Raw genomic sequence first — 18,179 nt, 5'->3', positions numbered from 1 at the left:
TTTCATCATTATTTTCTTCTTGTGTTTTGTCTAATTGATATTATGAATTGATAGATTAGATATGCAATTATTATTTTATATAGTAACAAATGAAAAGTCATAGGGTCTTTACTTGTCATAATTGAAAATGGATTTATTTTGTCCGCTAATGTATTGAAAATTTCTCCAAAATTGCAAAAAGATACTAAATTCACAAACCATAACGGAATTATTAAATATAAATATTTATAAAATAATTTAAAATCATGTAGTAAAAATAAAAGCAACATAACATTTATAATATGATAAGAGAGAAAATCTCCCAAACTATGGGACATATCATTTATTTGAAAAAGTGCTATATAAAAAAAGCTAATGGAAAACATCCATAAAATTGGTAACAACCAATCCTGAGAATGGTTTGAAGATATTTTATGAAATTTAAAAACTAACCATTCAGCAAAATTTTTAACATCAAGTTCTTCTTCTCTTTTTTCCATCTCTAAAGCATAAAACTTATTTGCTTCGATGATATTATCTAACTTTTCAAAAGAGTGTTTTATGATTCTTGCTGTTTCACGATTTTCTATATTTTTAGATTCTAATTTTTTTCCATCTTTATTTTTTATGTTTAAAAAATTAGCTTCATCTTTAAAAAATGTATTATCGAAATTAAGTTTATTTCCTTTAACATTATTAAATAATGCCAAACTTTCAAATTTTGTATGTATAAAATTTATATTATCATAAAATGTTGTTTTAATAAATGAGGTTGTGCCATTAAAAATAATATTTTGAAAAGTTGCTTTTTTATAAAGTTTACAATTCTCAAATAAAAATAAATTATTAAATTGACTACCTTTTAATTCGAAATAATCACAAAATAAACATTTTTGAAAAGATATATTCTTAGCTTTTTGAATTAAACTAAAATCAGTTTTTCCTAAAAATCTACAGCTATCAAAATTAATGTTTATATCTTTATCTAAGTTATAAAAAGATTTATGATTAAGATCATTAATAATAGAAACTGGAAATATTACTCGTTTATACTCATATGTAAACATCTCATAATTAAATTCATCCTTCATTTCTTTGCCAGATTTTTTCAGATCATTTTTCTGGCTTGTAACATTATCAATCTCATCTTGAATCTTTTCCCAAAATTCCTTTATTTTATATTCGCTCTTCTTCCAATCTTTAGAACCATCATCTTTAAATTTATACCATCCATTCTCTTCTGTTTTTTTACAATGTAAAATACATTTATCTTGTTCGTAAACATCTATCTCATTACATACAGAACACTTAGCCATCACTTCAACCTCTCCATCAAGCCAAAAGCTCCAACATCAAAACGGCTAAAAGCAAACCATTTTTTGCCTAAATCTTTCAAAGAAGCACCTATATGATACACCTCTTTCTTATCGATTATCATAAATCTATCATGAGAATCTTTGAATGTTTTTATACTTATATTTTTATACTGAGAGTTGTATTTTTCTAAATCTAATTTCAGTTGTTTAGATATGGCTTGTGTGTAAATAATTACAGTTATATCTTGATTCTTAGAAAAGAGTGTGAGGGTTGTGTCGTCTATATAGTTATCTATGAGAGTTATAGAAACTTTTGCATCTCTTATCAAATCCGCTACAAATGTATAAGCATCAAAAACTTGCCCGTTGTAGAAAATTCCTTGTTTTGGTTTTAGTGATTTAGATTCAAGAGCATAAAATAGTTGGCTGAAATTATCATCATGTTTAGATAATCTTTGCTCTATTCTTTCAAATCTTTGGAACATATCTAGATTTGATTGTATTACTTTTCTCATAGTAGCAAATGTTCTGATAATTGATACAGTTATTTCAGATGCAACTTTACTTTTAAGTATAGTTGCTAACATATAAATACCTTGTTCCGTAAAAACTTTTGGATTGATTCTTGTTTTTGAAAAATTTGCGGTCGAAACTTTCGACCGCAAATCTTCAAGTTCAGTATCTATAAGTTCAAAATAAAAATCATTTGGAAATTTATCTCGGTTATTTTTTACTGCTTCATTAATTCTTTTTGTCTCAACCCCATAAAGTTCTGCTAAATCTCTATCTAACATAACCTGCATACCACGGATAGTATTAATTTTACTTTTTATATCATTATGATTATCAGTAGTAACTATCTCATTGAGCATATTTATTACTGCCTTGTTTTTTTGTTATATTCATATTGAGTGTCTCTCTATTTTCATCTCAAATTCATCTCTAAACTTTCTAACAAAAGAGTTAATCACAGTAGAAACAGCCGGAGCAAAAACACAAATAGTTTTTCCATTCATAGTTCCTGCGATATCAAGTAGTTTATCTATGTCTTCTTTACTTCCTCGTTTATCTAAAATCTTACCAACAAGTTTATCAGTCCAACCAGTTCCTTCTCGACATGGGGTACATTGTCCACAAGATTCTTCATGGTAAAACTCTAAAAGATTTTTCAAAGCTCCTACCATACAAGTATCTTCATCCATGACAATCATTCCACCAGTTCCTAAAGCACTTCGCATAGATTTTAATGTCTCATAATCCAATGTGACTTTTTCAACCTCATCAGCTGTTAATACATCTGTTGATGCACCACCAGGAATTACAGCTTTGAGTTTTTTACCATTTTTAATACCGCCACCAAAATGATTAATGTACTCAAGCATAGAAGTTCCAAATTCAGCTTCATACACTCCTGGTTTTTCCACATGACCACTCATCGCGAAAAGGAGTGTTCCTGGACTTTGCTTCGTTCCATACTCTCTATATGCTGACGCACCATTTTGTACGATAAAAGGAACCGAAGCTATAGTCTCAACATTATTTACAAGTGTTGGATTATCAAAAAACCATTCTGGTTCTTTTTGTTTTGGTTTAAGGCGAGGATGACCACGTTTACCTTCCATAGATTCAAGTAAAGCTGATTTTTCACCACAAATATACGCACCAGCTCCACGGTGAAGTATTATCTTGCACTCTTTTAAAAGTCCGGCTTCATAGGCTTCATCTATAGCCGTCTGTAAAATATCTTGAAACTGTTTATATTCGCCACGAATATAAATATAAGCATGTTTTGCTTTAATGGCGTAACATGTAAGTATTATTCCTTCTATTAAAAGATGAGGATCCTTTGAAATGATTTGTCTATCTTTAAAAGTTCCAGGTTCACTCTCATCACAGTTCACCGCTAAAAAAGAAGGTTGCTTAGAATCCTGAGGCATTAAAGCCCATTTATCTCCAGCAGGTGCTCCACCTCCACCTTTTCCTCTTAAGTTAGACTCTTTAATAATATCAATAATATCAGTTGATGAATACTCATCCATCTTTGATAAACTTTCATATCCCCCATAAGCTTTTGCAACTTCTATAGTATGAGAAAAGTCTAAATGAAACTTACGAGATACTAATCTACAATCTCTCATATAAGCTCCTTTAAAATTCTATCTACCTTCTCATTTGTCAGGTTTTCATAAAAAACATCATTTATTTGCATAACCGGTGCCGTACCACAAGAACCTAAACACTCAACATGCTGGATTCGTACATCCTTAGATTTTAAATGTTCTAAAATATCGTCACTTCTACAAAGTTTACAAGAAAGTGTTTTACATACTTGTACATTGAGTTTTTCTAAAGGTTCGAGGTGAAACATCGTATAAAAAGTTGCAACCTTATATACTTCCATTGGAGACATATGTATAGTTTTAGCTATTGCGTCAATTGCATCTATGGAGATATACCCCTCTTGGTATTGTGCCATCCAGAGACATGGTAAATTTAAAGCATTTGGATTTGGATATTGTTTTTTTAATTCTTCTATTTTTAATAAATTTTCTTTCGTAAATGTAAACACTATCTGTCCATCTCCCCTGCTATAATATTTAGACTTCCAAGTGTCATAATCGCATCCGCTACTTGATAGTTTTCTATAATTTTTGGATACGCTGACATATGATAAAAACTAGGTGGTCGTACTTTTACCTTATATGGTGTTCCACTTCCATCACTTACGATGTAAAACCCAAGTTCACCATTCGCAGCCTCATACGCTCCATAGTATTCACCCTCTGGAACATTTACTCCATCAATCACGAGTTTAAATTGATTCATCATCCCTTCAATTCCACCATATACACAAGATTTACTTGGCATTGTAATGCGTTTATCTTCAACACTTACAGGTCCATCAGGGATCCGCTTCACCGCTTGGCGGATAATTTTTAAGCTCTCATTCATCTCATCAAAACGAACCATCATTCTGTCATAGGTATCACCAACACTTCCAACAACCATAGCAAAGTCATACGTTTCGTATCCATAGTAAGGCTTTGCAAATCTCAAGTCATACGCAACACCAGATGCTCGAAGATTTGGACCGGTGAAGCCATAGTCTATCGCTTGAGCTGCAGATACTGGTGAAACATTTTGTATACGATCATTATAAATTCTGTTGTGTGTAATCATCTTCAGAGATTCTGAGATTCCAAAATCTATCTTTGTAAGAACATCTGCTAAATCACTTTCCCAACCATCATATAAATCATGTGTCATTCCACCGATTCTCATATAAGAGTTTGTCAGTCTTGCACCTGTAAGTTTAGAAAGAAAATCATAAGCATTATCCCTAGGGTTATAAAGATACCAGTAGTTCGTTTGTCCACCCATGTCTAGCAGTCCCGCTGCTAGACACACAAGATGATCAATTACACGAGAGAGTTCACCAACAATTACCCGAATATATATTCCACGCTCAGGTAAAGTGATTTCCATCATCTCTTCAACCGTTTTAGCAAAAGCAATGTTGTTCATAATTGCAGAACAATAATTGAGTCTATCTGTATAAGGAATAATTTGATTGTAGTTATGATTTTCACAACTTTTCTCAAAGCCACGGTGAAGATAACCAATTTCAGCAGCTGCTGCAACTATCTTTTCGCCATCAAGAGCAGCAAGTGTTCTAATAGTTCCATGACTTGCAGGATGTGATGGTCCAAGATTTACTATCATCAAATCATCTCTATTCATATCGAGCTTTCGCTCTTGGAGAAGTGGTTTCATCTCATCCATCAAATCTTGAGAACTTGTACAATATTGTCCTTTAGTAATCCCATAATCTTTACGTAAAGGATGTCCAACAAATTCATTATGATTAAGAAGACGTTTGAGCATTGGGTGGTTTTTAAAGTGTATACCGTATTGATCATATACTTCTCTCTCAGCCCAGTCTGCTGCGTTAAAAAGTGGTGAAATAGTATCTACACCTATTTCTTCATCTTTTACAAAGACTTTATAGACAATCGTATCTTTAAATTTATAATGGCGTAAAATATATACTAGTTCAAATCGTGTTGCTTGAGGATATGCTTTATTTAGATTGTCTACACATGTAATATCAAGTAAAAGAGTAAAACCTTTTTCTTCTTTAGCTTCTTTAATAGTTTCATAAAGTATATCTGCTTCAAGCACTATACTAGACGTCATCTAACTTACCTTTAAATTCAGTATTTCGTACTTCAAACTTAGCTTCACGTTTAAGCTGTCTTTGAATATCTAGTATTGCATCTATAATAGCTTCAGGACGAGGAGGACAACCAGCGACATAAACATCTACTGGTACTATCTCATCTATGCCTTGAAGCGTTGTATAGTTGTCATAAAAGCCACCTGTTGAAGCACATGCACCAACTGCTATAACCCATTTAGGTTCTGGCATTTGATCATAAATTTGCTTGAGTATGGGAGCTTGTTTATAACTAACAGTTCCCGCTACAACCAGTAAATCCGCATGACGTGGTGAAAATCGTAAAACCTCAGCACCAAAACGAGAAATATCATAACGGCTCGCTGCAGTTGACATAAACTCAATTGCACAGCAAGCTGTTCCAAAAACAAAAGGCCATAGAGAAGCTTCCCTACCCCAGTTTATAACTGCATCTATCGTTGTAGTTACAACCGCGTCATCTAACATATGTGTGTTACTTACGTCCATTTTAATATCCCTGATTTATATACATACACAAGTCCACCAATAAGAAGACCCATAAAAATAAACATTTCAAACAAAGCAAATAAACCTAATTCACGAAGATTTAAAGCCCATGGAAACATAAAAAGTACTTCTACATCAAAAATGAGAAAAACAATTCCAACAAGAAAAAATTTAACATTAAAGCCATCCGAAGAATCCTTATGTGTCAAACGAATTCCACCTTCAACAGGTTCATTTTTTCTAACATTATCACTTGAGACACCTAAATATTTTGTAAGATGAAAAAGTAGAGGTAAAAGTATTACCAAAGCAGCTATCATAAAAGAAGCTAAAAGAAGAGAATCGTTCATTGTACTCACTTTATTTTACAGTTTAACTTATGATACTATTATTGTGTTACGATACTGTTACAATACCTATAACTATTATATTAGTATGCTCTTATTGTTACTATTATGCTTCCCATTTCAAGTAATTTCTTATATTTTTAGAGTAAATCATATAACTTAGTTATAAATAATAAACGGATTTATAGTACAATAGTAATATATGAAAAAAAGGAGTCCTAACATGGCTAAAAAAACTAAAAAAGAAGTATCAAACGAAGAGATTAAGGCAGCTAAAAAATTAGCTAAAAAACAAGATAAGAAAAAAGCACAAAAACAAAAAGTTAAAAAAAACAAAGCTAAAAAAGAAGCACAAAAAAAGCTAAGAGTTAAACTTGACAAAAAGAAACAAGAAAAGAAAAAAGCTAAATCTAAAAAGAAGACTAGAAATTCTAAAAAAGACTAATTAGTAACTAGAGGGAACTTTCCCTCTTCTTCTGCGTAAAACCTTACTTTAGTGCAGTACTCACCATCATTCTACGTAAATAAGCGATTTTACTCTGTAGAGGCAAATCTTTTGGACATACATCTTCACAACCTAAAAGTGTCATACAACCAAATACACCATCTTCATTACCAATAAGACTATAATAATCTTCATCTGTACGGTTATCTCTTGGATCTAAATGAAATCTTGCTACTTTATTTAAACCTACTGCTCCAACAAAATCATTGTTCATTTGTATATTTCCACATCCGGCTACACAACATCCACACTCTACACAACGATCCAATTCATAAATCTCATCTGCTAAAGCTGGTTCCATTCTCTCTTCTAGTTTATCTGCATTTAATGTTTCTTCTTTTTCATGTATCCAAGTCTCAAGTCGGTCATTTAATCCCTCCATCCATTTACCTGTATATATAGACAAATCTTTTATAAGTTCAAAAAGAGGTAAAGGAGCAAGTGTAATATTTGTATCAAGTTTTGAAGTTAAAGTACGACATGCCAATGTTGGTCTTCCATTGACTAACATAGAACATGACCCACAAATACCCGCACGACATACAAAGTCAAACATTAAGGCATTATCTTGATGTTCACGTATCTCATTAAGTACAATATACAGAGTCATACCATGGGCTTCTTCTACTTCAAACGTCTCCATGTGTGGGAAATCTTCGGGATCATTAGGATCAAACCTTAAGATACTAATTTTTAATATTCTTGGTTTTGTATCATGGTTCATATATTTTCCCCTAATCTTTCATTTACACCTTGGTATTTTGGTGGTAATTTATCTAAGTATGGCATTAAAGCATTTTGGATTTCAAAACGATTCGAACCCGAAGCTTTTAGTTTTTCTGTGATTGCATCGACTGTATCTTGTCTTGCCTTTGTATCTGGATGATGTTCTGTTAAATCTTTTCCATAACCACGGAAGCCTGGTGGTAACTCCATATTTTCTATAGGTATTTCTTCATAACTCACAGTTGGAAGTGTTTGACCTTCCTCTGGCCATGAAGTTATAGTTCTATTTAACCAATTTTCATCATCACGTTTTGGGTAGTCCTCACGTGAGTGAGCACCACGACTTTCAGTTCTTTGTAATGCTCCCAAAGCAACTGTAAGAGCAACTTTAATCATCATTTGTGTTCTATAAGCATTTACCAAAGCTGGGTTTGCCGCACGAGACTTACAACGAAATACTTCTATATTTTTAGAACGTTTATAAAGTTCTTCTAGTTCATCCACTGCTTCTTGGAGATCTTTACCATTTCTAAAGATTCCAACTTTATCCATCATAATTTCTTCCATACGACGACGAAGAACATAAGCATCTTCACCATTTTCTTTTGTTAATAAGGCTTCTAATCTTTCTTTTTGTGTCTTGAGAGCTTCTTCAATCTTTAAAGAGTGTATATGCATAGAACTCTCATGAGAATCACAAAAGTCTGCTATATATTCTGCTACCATCATGCCTGAAACAACTGTTTCACTTACAGAATTTCCACCAAGACGGTTAAATCCATGTAAATCCCAGCATGCAGCTTCTCCACATGAGTAAAGACCTTTGAGAGTTTGTGATTCGCCAGTATATTTAGTTCTAATTCCACCCATAGAATAGTGTTGCGTAGGACGAACTGGAATCCAATCTACAGCAGGATCAATTCCTAAAAAATGCTCACAAATCTCTTTTACTTCACGAAGATTCTTTTCAATATGATCACGACCTAAAATCGTAATATCTAACCAAAGGTGATCTCCATAACGAGATTTTACACCCTTACCTTTTCGCATATGTTCTGTCATTCTACGGCTTACTACATCACGAGATGCCAGCTCTTTCTTATCTGGTTCATAGTCTGGCATAAATCTGTAACCGTCTTTATCTAATAAAAGTCCACCATCACCTCGACAACCTTCAGTTGTTAAAATTCCTACTGGAACAATAGCAGTTGGATGAAACTGTATTGCTTCCATATTTCCAAGTGTTGCGATACCCGTCTCAAGTGCTAAAGCTTGACCAATCCCCTGACAAATAATTGCATTTGTAGAAACACTATAGATACGACCATATCCACCAGTGGCGATAGTAGTAGCTTTTGAAACATAAGCAGTTAGCTCCCCAGTTCTTAAATTTCTAGAAATGGCTCCATAACAACGACCTTCATCAGTAATGAGTGAAATCGCTTCTTGACGTTCATGGATTACAACTTTTTCTTGCTTAGCCTTGTTGTCCATCGCATAAAGCATAGAGTGGCCTGTTCCATCAGATGTATAACAAGTACGCCATTTCTTTGTACCACCAAAATCACGTGCTGTAATGAGTCCATGTGCTTCATCTTTTTCGGTAATTGTCACTTTTTGGGCATTGATAATAGCCGACCTATCTCCACTCTGAACTCGACTCCAAGGAACTCCCCAATGAGCTAATTCTCGAATTGCTTTTGGTGCACAATGAACAAACATTCGAGCTACTTCTTGGTCAGCTCCCCAATCACTTCCTTTAATTGTGTCAGAAAAATGCACATCTTCATTATCGCCTTCACCCATGTTAGAATTTGCTAAAGATGCCTGCATTCCACCTTGAGCAGCTGCAGAGTGTGAACGTTTTGGTGGAACTAAAGTAAGGACTACTGCATCATGACCTCTTTGCTTTACTCCAGTCGCTACACGAAGACCTGCAAGACCTCCTCCAATGATTAAAACATCTGTATATTTTATTTTCATTAATGTTTCTCCAAGTGTATCGTCTCAGATTTATATTTCACACCATCAGAAAAATCATGGTTGATACCTATATAGGTATATTTTGCTAAAGATGCTAAACCAATTAAGATGTACGCAACAATCATAAATTTCATAAAGAGTTTAAATCTAGCACGTGAGACTTTCGTATTTTTTCCTTCCATAAAGCCCCACTTTAATGCAAGTCTATACAGACCAACAAAAGCATGAACAACAACAGAAATGAGAAGTACAAAATATAAAGGACCCATAAACTCATCAACAATTCTTGATGAACTTGCGAATGGTCCTATATTTGATGGTTGCGTCATCATAATATAGAGGTGAATAGAACCTGCGAAAAACATTATAAAACCCGTAAGCATCTGAACCATCCATAAAGATGTGTCTTCATGCTTCATTGTAGATACATGTTCTTTCATAAGTTTATATCTTTTGTAGTCTGATGGAAATTTTCTCATTGCGGTTGCTGCATGGAGTATAAAAATGATAAATATACTTGCTGCGAGGAATGAAATAATTCCAGGATATGTTTCACCGAAGAAATAATAACCCTCAAACATAATTGTCATCTTATACATTGCTTCATTGGATATAAGGATTGACGCTTCAAAAAGAATATGTCCCATAATAAAAATTGCTAAAATTAATCCCGTTGAACTTTGAATAAAATCTAGCCTTGCGGGTGTTTTGTCTATTTTCTTTTGTTTCATTTATACTCCATAATCTTTATGTTTAATTTATTATCAAAATAGTACTATAAAATACTAATAATATGATAAAATCATATGTAAAGGCAGCATATGACATACACAATTATTCATACAATTCATATATTTTCAGTTTTTATTTACGGTGGTTTTCTCTTTGTGGATATTTTATTTTTATCTAAAATGAAACAAACTCTCTCAGAAGAAGAACATAAAGTCGCTCGTGAGGCTATCATGATACATGTAAGAAAGGTTGTACCTTACGCCCTTATGGTTGCAGTTGCAAGTGGAATTTACATGTTTTTAAATGTTTTCGGTAAAATAAGTGAAGATGGTATGAGTTATTTTCAGATTACACTTAGTATCAAAGCATTTTTGGGGTTATGGCTTGGTTTTCGAGGTGTAAATCAAAAATTATTTGGTATCAATCCATGGATATTTAAAAGACATACCTTTCCTTTTTTACTCGTTATTATTATTATTTTCTTATCTCAAGCAATGTATTTATCATAAATTTGTGATTTTTATGATAGAATATTTTACCAACTATAAGGCTTACCTATGTTTACAAATCTAAGTATTTACAAAAAAATGAACTATTTGGTTGCTGTAGCAACTTTAGCAGTGCTTGGCGCGACAATATTTGTCTATGTGTATATGACACATCTTGAGAGTGAGTATGCGCATTTGTCGAAGAACTCTATGGATTCTGAACTTCAAACACTTGAAATTGAAAAGAACCTAAACTACATTAGTCGTACAACAAGAGATATCATCCTTGGTGGAGATTACAATAAAAATATCACTAAACTCAAAGAATCAATTAGTACTATAGAAAAACGATTTCTATCTTTAGAAAAAATCATGGCACAAGATACATCCCTTGCTATAGTCACAGAAGCTAAATTCTCCACTATGAAGTTTTTAAATAGCTCTTTGAGTATGATGAATGCTTTAAATACGGATGATATTCAAAATAAGACTATACAAATTTACAAAGACTATAAAAGTAATTTAACCCCTTTAGCGAATGCTTCAAGAACCTCTTTTAAAAAGCTGCTTACAATCAAAAGTAAAGAATTAAAAGAAGACTCAGAATCATTTGCATGGCAAATGAACTTTTACAAAAACTTTGTTTTTATTCTCGGATTTAGTGTTGCTATTATTGTATTTGTTATAGCGACATTAACACGTAAATCAATTATTAAAGGTATATCTGATTTTTCAGACCTCATTAAGCTTGTTGCAGCAGGAGACTTTAACCATGAATGTCAAAACTGTGAAAGTACAACTGAACTTGGTATACTAGGTTCTCAACTCTCAAAACTAATGACAAGTGTAAAAATGCTTATTGGTGAAATTAACTCTACCATTACAGATGCCTCAAAAGGAGTGTTTACTAAACAAATATCTTCGACTGGGATGGAAGGTGAATTTGTTCATGCAATTGATACTGTGTCTAAAAGTATTGACTATATGAAAGAGCAAAGCTTAAAAGTACAAAGAGATCAATTCAACTCACAACTTAGTTCAAAAAATACTAATGTTTCAGAATCATTATCTATTATTATTGCTAACTTAAAAGAAAACATTGGAGATTTAAAAGAAGTAACTAAAGCTACGCAAACTGCTTCTGACTTATCTACTAATTCAAAAGAGCAAATATCTGAAATAGTGGCTGAATTAAATGACTTAAATGGGCAAGTAAATTCTAATAATTCAAATATATCCGAACTCGCTGACCAAACAAATCAAATTACATCTGTTATAGAACTTATTACAGATATAGCTGATCAAACAAACTTACTTGCTTTAAATGCTGCCATTGAAGCGGCACGTGCCGGTGAACATGGTCGTGGATTTGCTGTTGTTGCTGATGAAGTACGTAAACTAGCAGAACGTACACATAAGGCAACTGGTGAAATATCTATCTCAATTAAATCTTTACAGCAAGGGATGAGTGAGATTCAAGGAAGTTCTAGTCTTATGAGAAATTCTGTTGAATCTTCAACAGAAAAAATCAATGGTTTTGAGAGTACATTAGAAGAATTAAGTAATAATTCTTCACAGATTGTTACATACTCTTACGGAATGGAAAATAGTATCTTTGTTGTTCTTGCAAAACTAGATCATATTTTATATAAGTCTCGTGCATATAATTCTGTTATGTCACTTGAAGTTTTACTTCAAACACAAACTCCTCATGAGTGTCGGCTTGGTATTTGGTATGATAATGAAGGTCAAGAAAGATTTTCTAAAACTAAGGCATATTCTAAAATACAAGATCCACATAACATGGTGCATAAAAATGCAAATCACAATCTGTCATATTTAGATAATGATGCTACGAATGCAACATTAGAACATGCGGATGAAATACTAGAGAACTTCGATAAAATGGAATATGCTTCAAATGAGTTATTTGAACTTATGGATAGTATGCTTCTAGAGTCAAGATCTTAGAGTATTAATTTCCATCATCATATTTCGAGTTAGCATGCTTGTCTTTTTTATATCGACGAGCATTTTTATTTTTATCTAGTTGATTTGTCTCATGAAGAATCTCATCTTTAATATCTTCTATACTTTTTTCAGACTCTTTGAGAGATACAATTTTCTTTACTAATGTTTGTAAATCTTTTAATTCACCTTTGTAAAGGTCTATTTCATCAATTCTATTTAAAAGTTTTAAAGCATTGTCTATCTTTTTACTAAAGCCTTTTGTTGATAATTCAGGCGTGTTGTTTAGATAAGAAAGTATACTTTTATGAAATCTCTCCAAGGCTCTGATGTACCGAAGTCTATTGGAACTATCTATAACTTTTTGTGATGCTGCCATTGTAACCCTATTTTATTTGATATACTTACAAAATTATATCACTAAAAACTTGGAGAATAATTGAAAAAAATACTTTTAACATTACTTATTTTAGCTTCATCACTTATAGCGGAATTAAAAAACGAATATCTAAGTAAAAAATTACTCGATTCAAAAATTCCTATGGTTGACATTAGAACTGTTGGAGAATGGAAAGAAACAGGAATTGTTAAAAACTCTATCCCTATAGAATTTTTCACTGAAAAAGGCACTTACGATATCCCTTCATTTCTTGCAAAACTCAACACTAAAGTTGATACTAGTAAACCTTTCGCTCTCATATGTAGAACGGGAAGCAGAACTAAAATGGTAGCAACCTTTCTTTCAGATACATACAACTATCAAGTAACCAATGTTACGGGTGGGATTATGATTCATCAAATGAAAATGACTGACATAGGTTTAGTACCTTTTAAATAATGCCAACTTGGTTAAAATTTCTCTTCTACTTAACACTAAGAATTGTTATAACTTTTAGTATCTTAGGCTTTTTTATCTTTTTACTTTGGGGAGCCTTATACCTGCTATTTGTAAAATAACTTTTTTTCTTTTGTATAAAATTTAATAAAAATTCATAATAATTACCTAATACATATATACTTATGCTAAAATAATTTAGATATTACAAAGGATCTACCAATGTTAGATAATCTTTCTATTAAGTTAAAACTTACTTTAATGGTGTTTATACCCGCTTTAGTTATTTCTATACTCCTAGGTATACAAACGTATAAAAGTAGTTCCCACCTAGATGAACTACAAAAAATTGAACAAGCCACTATTTTAGCCTCTAAAATAAGTGCTATGGTACACAACACACAAAAAGAACGTGGTGCATCTGCAGGTTTTGTCGGTTCTAAGGGTAAGAAGTTTATAGATACTCTTCCAAATATTAGAAAAGATACAGATGCTACAAAAGCTGAAATGGAGTCCTTTTATAAAAGTATGGATTTTACGCTCTACCCTAAAGAGATGCAAAAACAAATGGATGATGCAATGCACCGTCTCTCTCAACTTTCTTCAAAGAGATCAAACATCAGTTCTCTTAATTTTAATGTACCACAAACAGTTGCTTACTACACTCCTCTCAATGGTTCTTTTCTTGATACTATCGCATATATTGCCAAAATGAGTTCAGACAAACAAATGACAACTTCTTTAACTGCTTTTACAAATTATCTTTACTCAAAAGAAAGAGCTGGAGTTGAGCGTGCAGTAATGACAGGAACATTTGCAAAAGATTCTTTTCCTACAGGCTTTTATGCAAAGTTTGTAAAACTTATGAGTCAGCAAGAGACATATATGAAAAGATTTTTATTTTTAGATTCCCTACAAAATAAGCAATTTTATAAAAAAACCCTTATAGGTAAACCTGTTGAAGAAGTCCAGAGAATGAGAGGCATTGCACTTTCACACATAAATGGAAACTTTGAAATTGATGCAGCGTATTGGTTCAAGACCATTACTGCAAAAATCAACCTACTTAAACAAGTTGAAGATCATCTATCTGGTGGTATTCTTACTCAAGTAGAAACACTCAAAGATAAAGCAAGTTCTGAGATGATGATTAGTATCATAGAAGGTATCGTACTAATCATCTTAATTATTGGTTTTGGAACTACTGTAGCGAGAGGCTTAATTAAGCGCATATCTTTATTTAAAGAGGCACTAGACAATATCGTTACAACAAATGATTTCAGCCAACCTATTGCTTGTCAGGCAACAGATGAACTGGGTTCTATTGTTCATTCTGCAAACCATACAATCCATGCTGCACATGAAGCAATACAAAATGCTACACAAGCACTAGAGCAATCAAATGAACATGCAAGCCAAAGTCAAGAACAACTAGAGAGAAATACTTTAACGCTCAAGCTTACAGCACTGCTTAGTGAAGGTGCTAATTCTGGATTATCACTTGTTCAAGATGGAATGTTGCAAAATATGGATGCAGTAGATATTATAAATGAAAAGAATACACAAACAGAAAAGATTGTGGGTGAAGTGGAAATATCTACTGCCGAAATGGGAGATTCACTCAATACTATCTCTCATAAAATGAATGATAGCAGAGAAAACTCAAACCAACTTAACACAAGTGTAAATGAGATTACAAATGTTATATCACTCATCAAAGATATTTCTGATCAAACAAACCTCTTAGCATTAAATGCTGCTATTGAAGCGGCTCGTGCTGGAGAACATGGACGTGGATTCGCTGTGGTAGCTGATGAAGTACGTAAACTTGCTGAGAGAACGCAAAAGGCTACAAGTGAGGTTGAAGTTAACATTAATCTACTTAAACAAAATTCTTCTGCAATGCAAGAATTTTCAGAACAAATGGACACTGAAATTACCTCTTCACTTGATAAGCTCGATAACTTTAATACTAATCTTCACCAGTTAGTAGAGAGTGCACATAGTATTAAAGAAGAGAATCTAGAGATATCTAGTAGAATGTTCTTAAATCTTGCCAAAATAGATCATGTCGTATTTAAACTAGGAGGTTATCAGAGTGTATTTGCAGATAATGATGATCTGAGCTTCCCTACTCATACTGAATGTAGATTCGGAAAATGGAAAGCAGGTAAAGGAAAAGAAAGATTCCACGCTAGTCCTGCTTTTGCAAAAATAGACACTCCACATAAAGCTGTTCATGATGCTATTAGGTGTATTCCCGGTTGTATCAAAGATGGGTCAACGAAAAATGCTATACAGATGATAGAAGCATTTACTAAAGCCGAAGCAAACTCTAAAAAGTTATTTAAGGTTCTAGGAGAGCTTTAAGCCTTCTCTTTTTGAGTTACACTGATTCCATTTACTAATGCATAAAGCGTTGGTAAATACACAAGATTAAGTACTGTCCCCCAAATCAAACCAAAACCAATAGAAATTGCGATAGGCTGTAAAATAACTGCTTGTCCACTTGCATAAAAAATCAATGTAAATAAACCTAAAAATGTTGTCACTGAGGTAATAATAATAGGACGAAGTCTCAGTTTAGCTCGTTTAAAAAACTCTTCTGCGTTACGCGTTCCATGAAGGAAATCAAGCATAATTATTCCATCATTTATGACAACACCAGCAAGCCCAAGTATACCAATCATTGACGGCATAGTAAGATTGATTCCTAAAAGCTTATGGCCTAAAAATGCACCTAAAACTGAGAGTGGGATTACACTCATAACCATAAGTACATATTTTATTTTTGAGAAAATCAATAGAAGTGTTAGGAAAATTAAAAAAACTGCTAAAACAACTGTGTTTTTCATGTCAGATTTAAGCTGTTTATTTTTTTCTTTTTCACCGAGTAAATCAACTTCTATACCTGATTTTTCTACTACTAAGAGGGTATCTTGTATTTGATCTAAAACTTCATCAGGAGTAATTACTCTTTTATCTACTTTTGCATAAATAATTTTTACAATATTTCCATTGAGTTTATTGATTTTTTCATAATCTCTTATTTTGATTATTTCTGCTACTTCTGTAAGTTTTACAAATGTTCCATCTCCCACAGGAAGATTAAAATCAAGAAGTGTCGCAGTTTTATCTTTATTGATATCCTCTGTTTTTATCTCCATAACACCATTTTTATTAAATGTAGTAGTTTGTCTTTTTTGTAAAAAATAATCACTTAACACTCTAGACACAGAAGCTTCACTAAGACCTAAGAATTCACCATATGAATTCACTTTTATTTTATACTCCATCTTTCCATAACGGATATTATCGCTAAAGTTCACAACACCTTTAACCTTTGAAATATCTTCTGAAATCTTTTTAATAGCAACTTCAAGAGCCAGATTATCACTTCCAGATAAATTAATCTGGATATCACTTCTAATAAGTCCAGGCTTATCTTCTTGAACGCCTAATTCAACCATATTATATTTTTCTCTAAATGGCTCAATAATTTCTTCAGCACGAGGTGCAAGTATAAAAGTTCTATCTTCTCTTCTTGCATCTGCTCTCTCAAAATCAAAACTAAAATTAAGGATCGGATTTATGTATTGATTTATCCATCCTTCTTCAATCCTGTCATATAATTCTATGGTAATAAAGAATACACTGTTGTTTAACTCTGTCTCCCCAGCTAAGCTTCTTCTATACCCAGTAGTAGTAGATATTGTTTTAATAGAGAACTCGTCAGTGTGCTCCTTTAATGCACTCTCTACCTCTGCTGCTATTTTAAATGTCTCTTCTATGGGAGTATTTATGTCTAGCTTACCTGAAATATAAAGATTGTTTCCATCGAAATTTGGAAAAAACTGAAACTTCATAGACTTTGCAGTCATCACTGTAAAAATTGGGATTAATATTAAAAACAAAAGTACAAAAGTCTTTTTATATGTAATGTTGAAATGTAAAAGCTTTTCATATAAGTTTTGAAATGGTGCCCAATTTACAAAGTTGTTGCTCTTTTTTAAAAATTCACTCGCGTGTAATGGTAAGAATAAGAAACTCTCTAACAAGGAACCAATCAAAATCATTACAACAACAATAGGAACTAAAATTAAAAATAATGCTATTTCCCCTTGCATCATAAACATAGGTAAAAAAGCTGCAGCCGTAGTGACCGTCGCTAGAGATACAGGTAAAATCATCTCTTTAACACCTACGATGGCTGCTTCATGATTATCCATACCTTCATCTATATGACGCTGAATATTCTCCCCGACAACAATCGCATCATCAACTACAATCCCAATAACGATCAAAGCCCCTAAAAGAGATACAATATTTATGGAATATCCCATATAGTAGATAAATAAAAGCCCTATAATAAAAGAAAAGGGAATTCCAAGTGCAACTATAAATGCTATACGAAGATTTATCAAGATAAACATAGATAAGAACACTAAGATGAGTCCAAACATAAGATTTGACACTACTGTATTTAAACGGCTCTCTACAGGCTTAGAGCTATCTTTGTAAAAGTTAAAATCAACACCCTCGTAATTTTTCTTTAACTTCTGCATTTTTACTCGTAGAACTTTAGATAACTCTAT

Annotated in this window: 17 protein-coding genes; 5 read left to right on the top strand and 12 right to left on the bottom strand. The window is 32.6% G+C overall.

The window, feature by feature from the left end:
- Window positions 1–8 precede the first annotated feature (8 nt).
- From ACI9TV_RS07330 to ACI9TV_RS07300, 7 genes are read right to left on the bottom strand one after another with little or no spacing between them, the layout of a single operon-like run.
- Window positions 9–1,295 carry a pentapeptide repeat-containing protein gene (locus ACI9TV_RS07330; protein ID WP_415250121.1) on the bottom strand — a complete coding sequence of 429 codons (1,287 nt, stop codon included), beginning with the start codon at window positions 1,293–1,295 and terminating at the stop codon, window positions 9–11.
- The gene (locus tag ACI9TV_RS07325; RefSeq protein WP_415250120.1) at window positions 1,295–2,167 is read right to left on the bottom strand and encodes an ORF6N domain-containing protein; all 873 of its coding nucleotides are present in this window, start codon (window positions 2,165–2,167) and stop codon (window positions 1,295–1,297) included. The genes ACI9TV_RS07330 and ACI9TV_RS07325 overlap by 1 nt, the downstream gene beginning before the upstream one ends.
- Window positions 2,168–2,197: 30 nt before the next feature.
- Window positions 2,198–3,433 carry an NADH-quinone oxidoreductase subunit NuoF gene (gene nuoF / locus ACI9TV_RS07320; protein WP_415250119.1) on the bottom strand — a complete coding sequence of 412 codons (1,236 nt, stop codon included), beginning with the start codon at window positions 3,431–3,433 and terminating at the stop codon, window positions 2,198–2,200.
- Window positions 3,430–3,864 (bottom strand): complex I 24 kDa subunit family protein, encoded by a 435-nt coding sequence (locus ACI9TV_RS07315; RefSeq protein ID WP_415250118.1) that lies wholly within the window; start codon window positions 3,862–3,864, stop codon window positions 3,430–3,432. The genes nuoF and ACI9TV_RS07315 overlap by 4 nt, the downstream gene beginning before the upstream one ends.
- Window positions 3,864–5,492, bottom strand: coding sequence for an NADH-quinone oxidoreductase subunit D (locus ACI9TV_RS07310; RefSeq protein ID WP_415250117.1), 1,629 nt, complete (start codon window positions 5,490–5,492; stop codon window positions 3,864–3,866). The genes ACI9TV_RS07315 and ACI9TV_RS07310 overlap by 1 nt, the downstream gene beginning before the upstream one ends.
- Complete coding sequence (locus ACI9TV_RS07305; RefSeq protein ID WP_415250144.1) at window positions 5,482–5,979, bottom strand: NADH-quinone oxidoreductase subunit B; 498 nt, start codon at window positions 5,977–5,979, stop codon at window positions 5,482–5,484. Before ACI9TV_RS07305 ends, ACI9TV_RS07310 begins: the two co-directional genes overlap by 11 nt.
- Before the next feature lie 11 nt (window positions 5,980–5,990).
- A complete protein-coding gene (locus tag ACI9TV_RS07300; RefSeq protein ID WP_415250116.1) occupies window positions 5,991–6,350 on the bottom strand; it encodes an NADH-quinone oxidoreductase subunit A in 360 nt (119 codons plus the stop codon).
- A gap of 220 nt (window positions 6,351–6,570) precedes the next feature.
- Between ACI9TV_RS07300 and ACI9TV_RS07295 the strand changes: the two genes are divergently transcribed.
- Window positions 6,571–6,792 (top strand): hypothetical protein, encoded by a 222-nt coding sequence (locus ACI9TV_RS07295; protein WP_415250115.1) that lies wholly within the window; start codon window positions 6,571–6,573, stop codon window positions 6,790–6,792.
- A 43-nt stretch (window positions 6,793–6,835) separates the two neighbouring features.
- Here ACI9TV_RS07295 and ACI9TV_RS07290 read toward each other — a convergent pair whose 3' ends face one another.
- The 3 genes from ACI9TV_RS07290 to ACI9TV_RS07280 are packed head-to-tail and all read right to left on the bottom strand — an operon-like array spanning window position 6,836 to window position 10,292.
- The gene (locus ACI9TV_RS07290; protein ID WP_415250114.1) at window positions 6,836–7,576 is read right to left on the bottom strand and encodes a fumarate reductase iron-sulfur subunit; all 741 of its coding nucleotides are present in this window, start codon (window positions 7,574–7,576) and stop codon (window positions 6,836–6,838) included.
- Entirely contained in the window at window positions 7,573–9,561 is a 1,989-nt protein-coding gene (locus ACI9TV_RS07285; protein WP_415250113.1) for a fumarate reductase flavoprotein subunit, read from the bottom strand. The genes ACI9TV_RS07290 and ACI9TV_RS07285 overlap by 4 nt, the downstream gene beginning before the upstream one ends.
- Window positions 9,561–10,292, bottom strand: coding sequence for a fumarate reductase cytochrome b subunit (locus ACI9TV_RS07280; protein ID WP_415250112.1), 732 nt, complete (start codon window positions 10,290–10,292; stop codon window positions 9,561–9,563). The genes ACI9TV_RS07285 and ACI9TV_RS07280 overlap by 1 nt, the downstream gene beginning before the upstream one ends.
- Window positions 10,293–10,382: 90 nt before the next feature.
- Here ACI9TV_RS07280 and ACI9TV_RS07275 point away from each other — a divergent pair, with 90 nt between their 5' ends.
- Both ACI9TV_RS07275 and ACI9TV_RS07270 read left to right on the top strand, forming a co-directional pair.
- Complete coding sequence (locus ACI9TV_RS07275) at window positions 10,383–10,802, top strand: hypothetical protein (protein ID WP_415250111.1); 420 nt, start codon at window positions 10,383–10,385, stop codon at window positions 10,800–10,802.
- Between the two features lie 48 nt (window positions 10,803–10,850).
- Entirely contained in the window at window positions 10,851–12,752 is a 1,902-nt protein-coding gene (locus ACI9TV_RS07270; RefSeq protein ID WP_415250110.1) for a methyl-accepting chemotaxis protein, read from the top strand.
- A 4-nt stretch (window positions 12,753–12,756) separates the two neighbouring features.
- On the opposite strand, the gene ACI9TV_RS07265 is transcribed toward ACI9TV_RS07270, so the two are convergent.
- Entirely contained in the window at window positions 12,757–13,128 is a 372-nt protein-coding gene (locus ACI9TV_RS07265; RefSeq protein WP_415250109.1) for a hypothetical protein, read from the bottom strand.
- A gap of 60 nt (window positions 13,129–13,188) precedes the next feature.
- Between ACI9TV_RS07265 and ACI9TV_RS07260 the strand changes: the two genes are divergently transcribed.
- Window positions 13,189–13,587 carry a rhodanese-like domain-containing protein gene (locus ACI9TV_RS07260; protein ID WP_415250108.1) on the top strand — a complete coding sequence of 133 codons (399 nt, stop codon included), beginning with the start codon at window positions 13,189–13,191 and terminating at the stop codon, window positions 13,585–13,587.
- A 219-nt stretch (window positions 13,588–13,806) separates the two neighbouring features.
- A complete protein-coding gene (locus ACI9TV_RS07255; RefSeq protein ID WP_415250107.1) occupies window positions 13,807–15,954 on the top strand; it encodes a nitrate- and nitrite sensing domain-containing protein in 2,148 nt (715 codons plus the stop codon).
- Here the strand turns inward: ACI9TV_RS07255 and ACI9TV_RS07250 are convergent.
- Window positions 15,951–18,179: efflux RND transporter permease subunit (locus tag ACI9TV_RS07250; protein WP_415250106.1), on the bottom strand; the 2,229-nt coding region annotated here is incomplete at its 5' end. The genes ACI9TV_RS07255 and ACI9TV_RS07250 overlap by 4 nt on opposite strands.

Origin of the sequence: Sulfurimonas sp. (genome assembly GCF_047622445.1) — a bacterium.
GTDB lineage: Bacteria > Campylobacterota > Campylobacteria > Campylobacterales > Sulfurimonadaceae > Sulfurimonas.
The sequence above is the reverse complement of the archived record's forward strand: the minus strand, read 5'-3'. Positions and strand labels throughout refer to the sequence as shown.

Coding starts and splice junctions, on each gene's coding strand:
- ACI9TV_RS07330 (WP_415250121.1), bottom strand. CDS start 1,295: ATGGCTAAGTGTTCTGTATGTAATGAGATAGATGTTTACGAACAAGAT.
- ACI9TV_RS07325 (WP_415250120.1), bottom strand. CDS start 2,167: ATGCTCAATGAGATAGTTACTACTGATAATCATAATGATATAAAAAGT.
- nuoF (WP_415250119.1), bottom strand. CDS start 3,433: ATGAGAGATTGTAGATTAGTATCTCGTAAGTTTCATTTAGACTTTTCT.
- ACI9TV_RS07310 (WP_415250117.1), bottom strand. CDS start 5,492: ATGACGTCTAGTATAGTGCTTGAAGCAGATATACTTTATGAAACTATT.
- ACI9TV_RS07305 (WP_415250144.1), bottom strand. CDS start 5,979: ATGTTAGATGACGCGGTTGTAACTACAACGATAGATGCAGTTATAAAC.
- ACI9TV_RS07300 (WP_415250116.1), bottom strand. CDS start 6,350: ATGAACGATTCTCTTCTTTTAGCTTCTTTTATGATAGCTGCTTTGGTA.
- ACI9TV_RS07295 (WP_415250115.1), top strand. CDS start 6,571: ATGGCTAAAAAAACTAAAAAAGAAGTATCAAACGAAGAGATTAAGGCA.
- ACI9TV_RS07290 (WP_415250114.1), bottom strand. CDS start 7,576: ATGAACCATGATACAAAACCAAGAATATTAAAAATTAGTATCTTAAGG.
- ACI9TV_RS07285 (WP_415250113.1), bottom strand. CDS start 9,561: ATGAAAATAAAATATACAGATGTTTTAATCATTGGAGGAGGTCTTGCA.
- ACI9TV_RS07280 (WP_415250112.1), bottom strand. CDS start 10,292: ATGAAACAAAAGAAAATAGACAAAACACCCGCAAGGCTAGATTTTATT.
- ACI9TV_RS07275 (WP_415250111.1), top strand. CDS start 10,383: ATGACATACACAATTATTCATACAATTCATATATTTTCAGTTTTTATT.
- ACI9TV_RS07270 (WP_415250110.1), top strand. CDS start 10,851: ATGTTTACAAATCTAAGTATTTACAAAAAAATGAACTATTTGGTTGCT.
- ACI9TV_RS07265 (WP_415250109.1), bottom strand. CDS start 13,128: ATGGCAGCATCACAAAAAGTTATAGATAGTTCCAATAGACTTCGGTAC.
- ACI9TV_RS07255 (WP_415250107.1), top strand. CDS start 13,807: ATGTTAGATAATCTTTCTATTAAGTTAAAACTTACTTTAATGGTGTTT.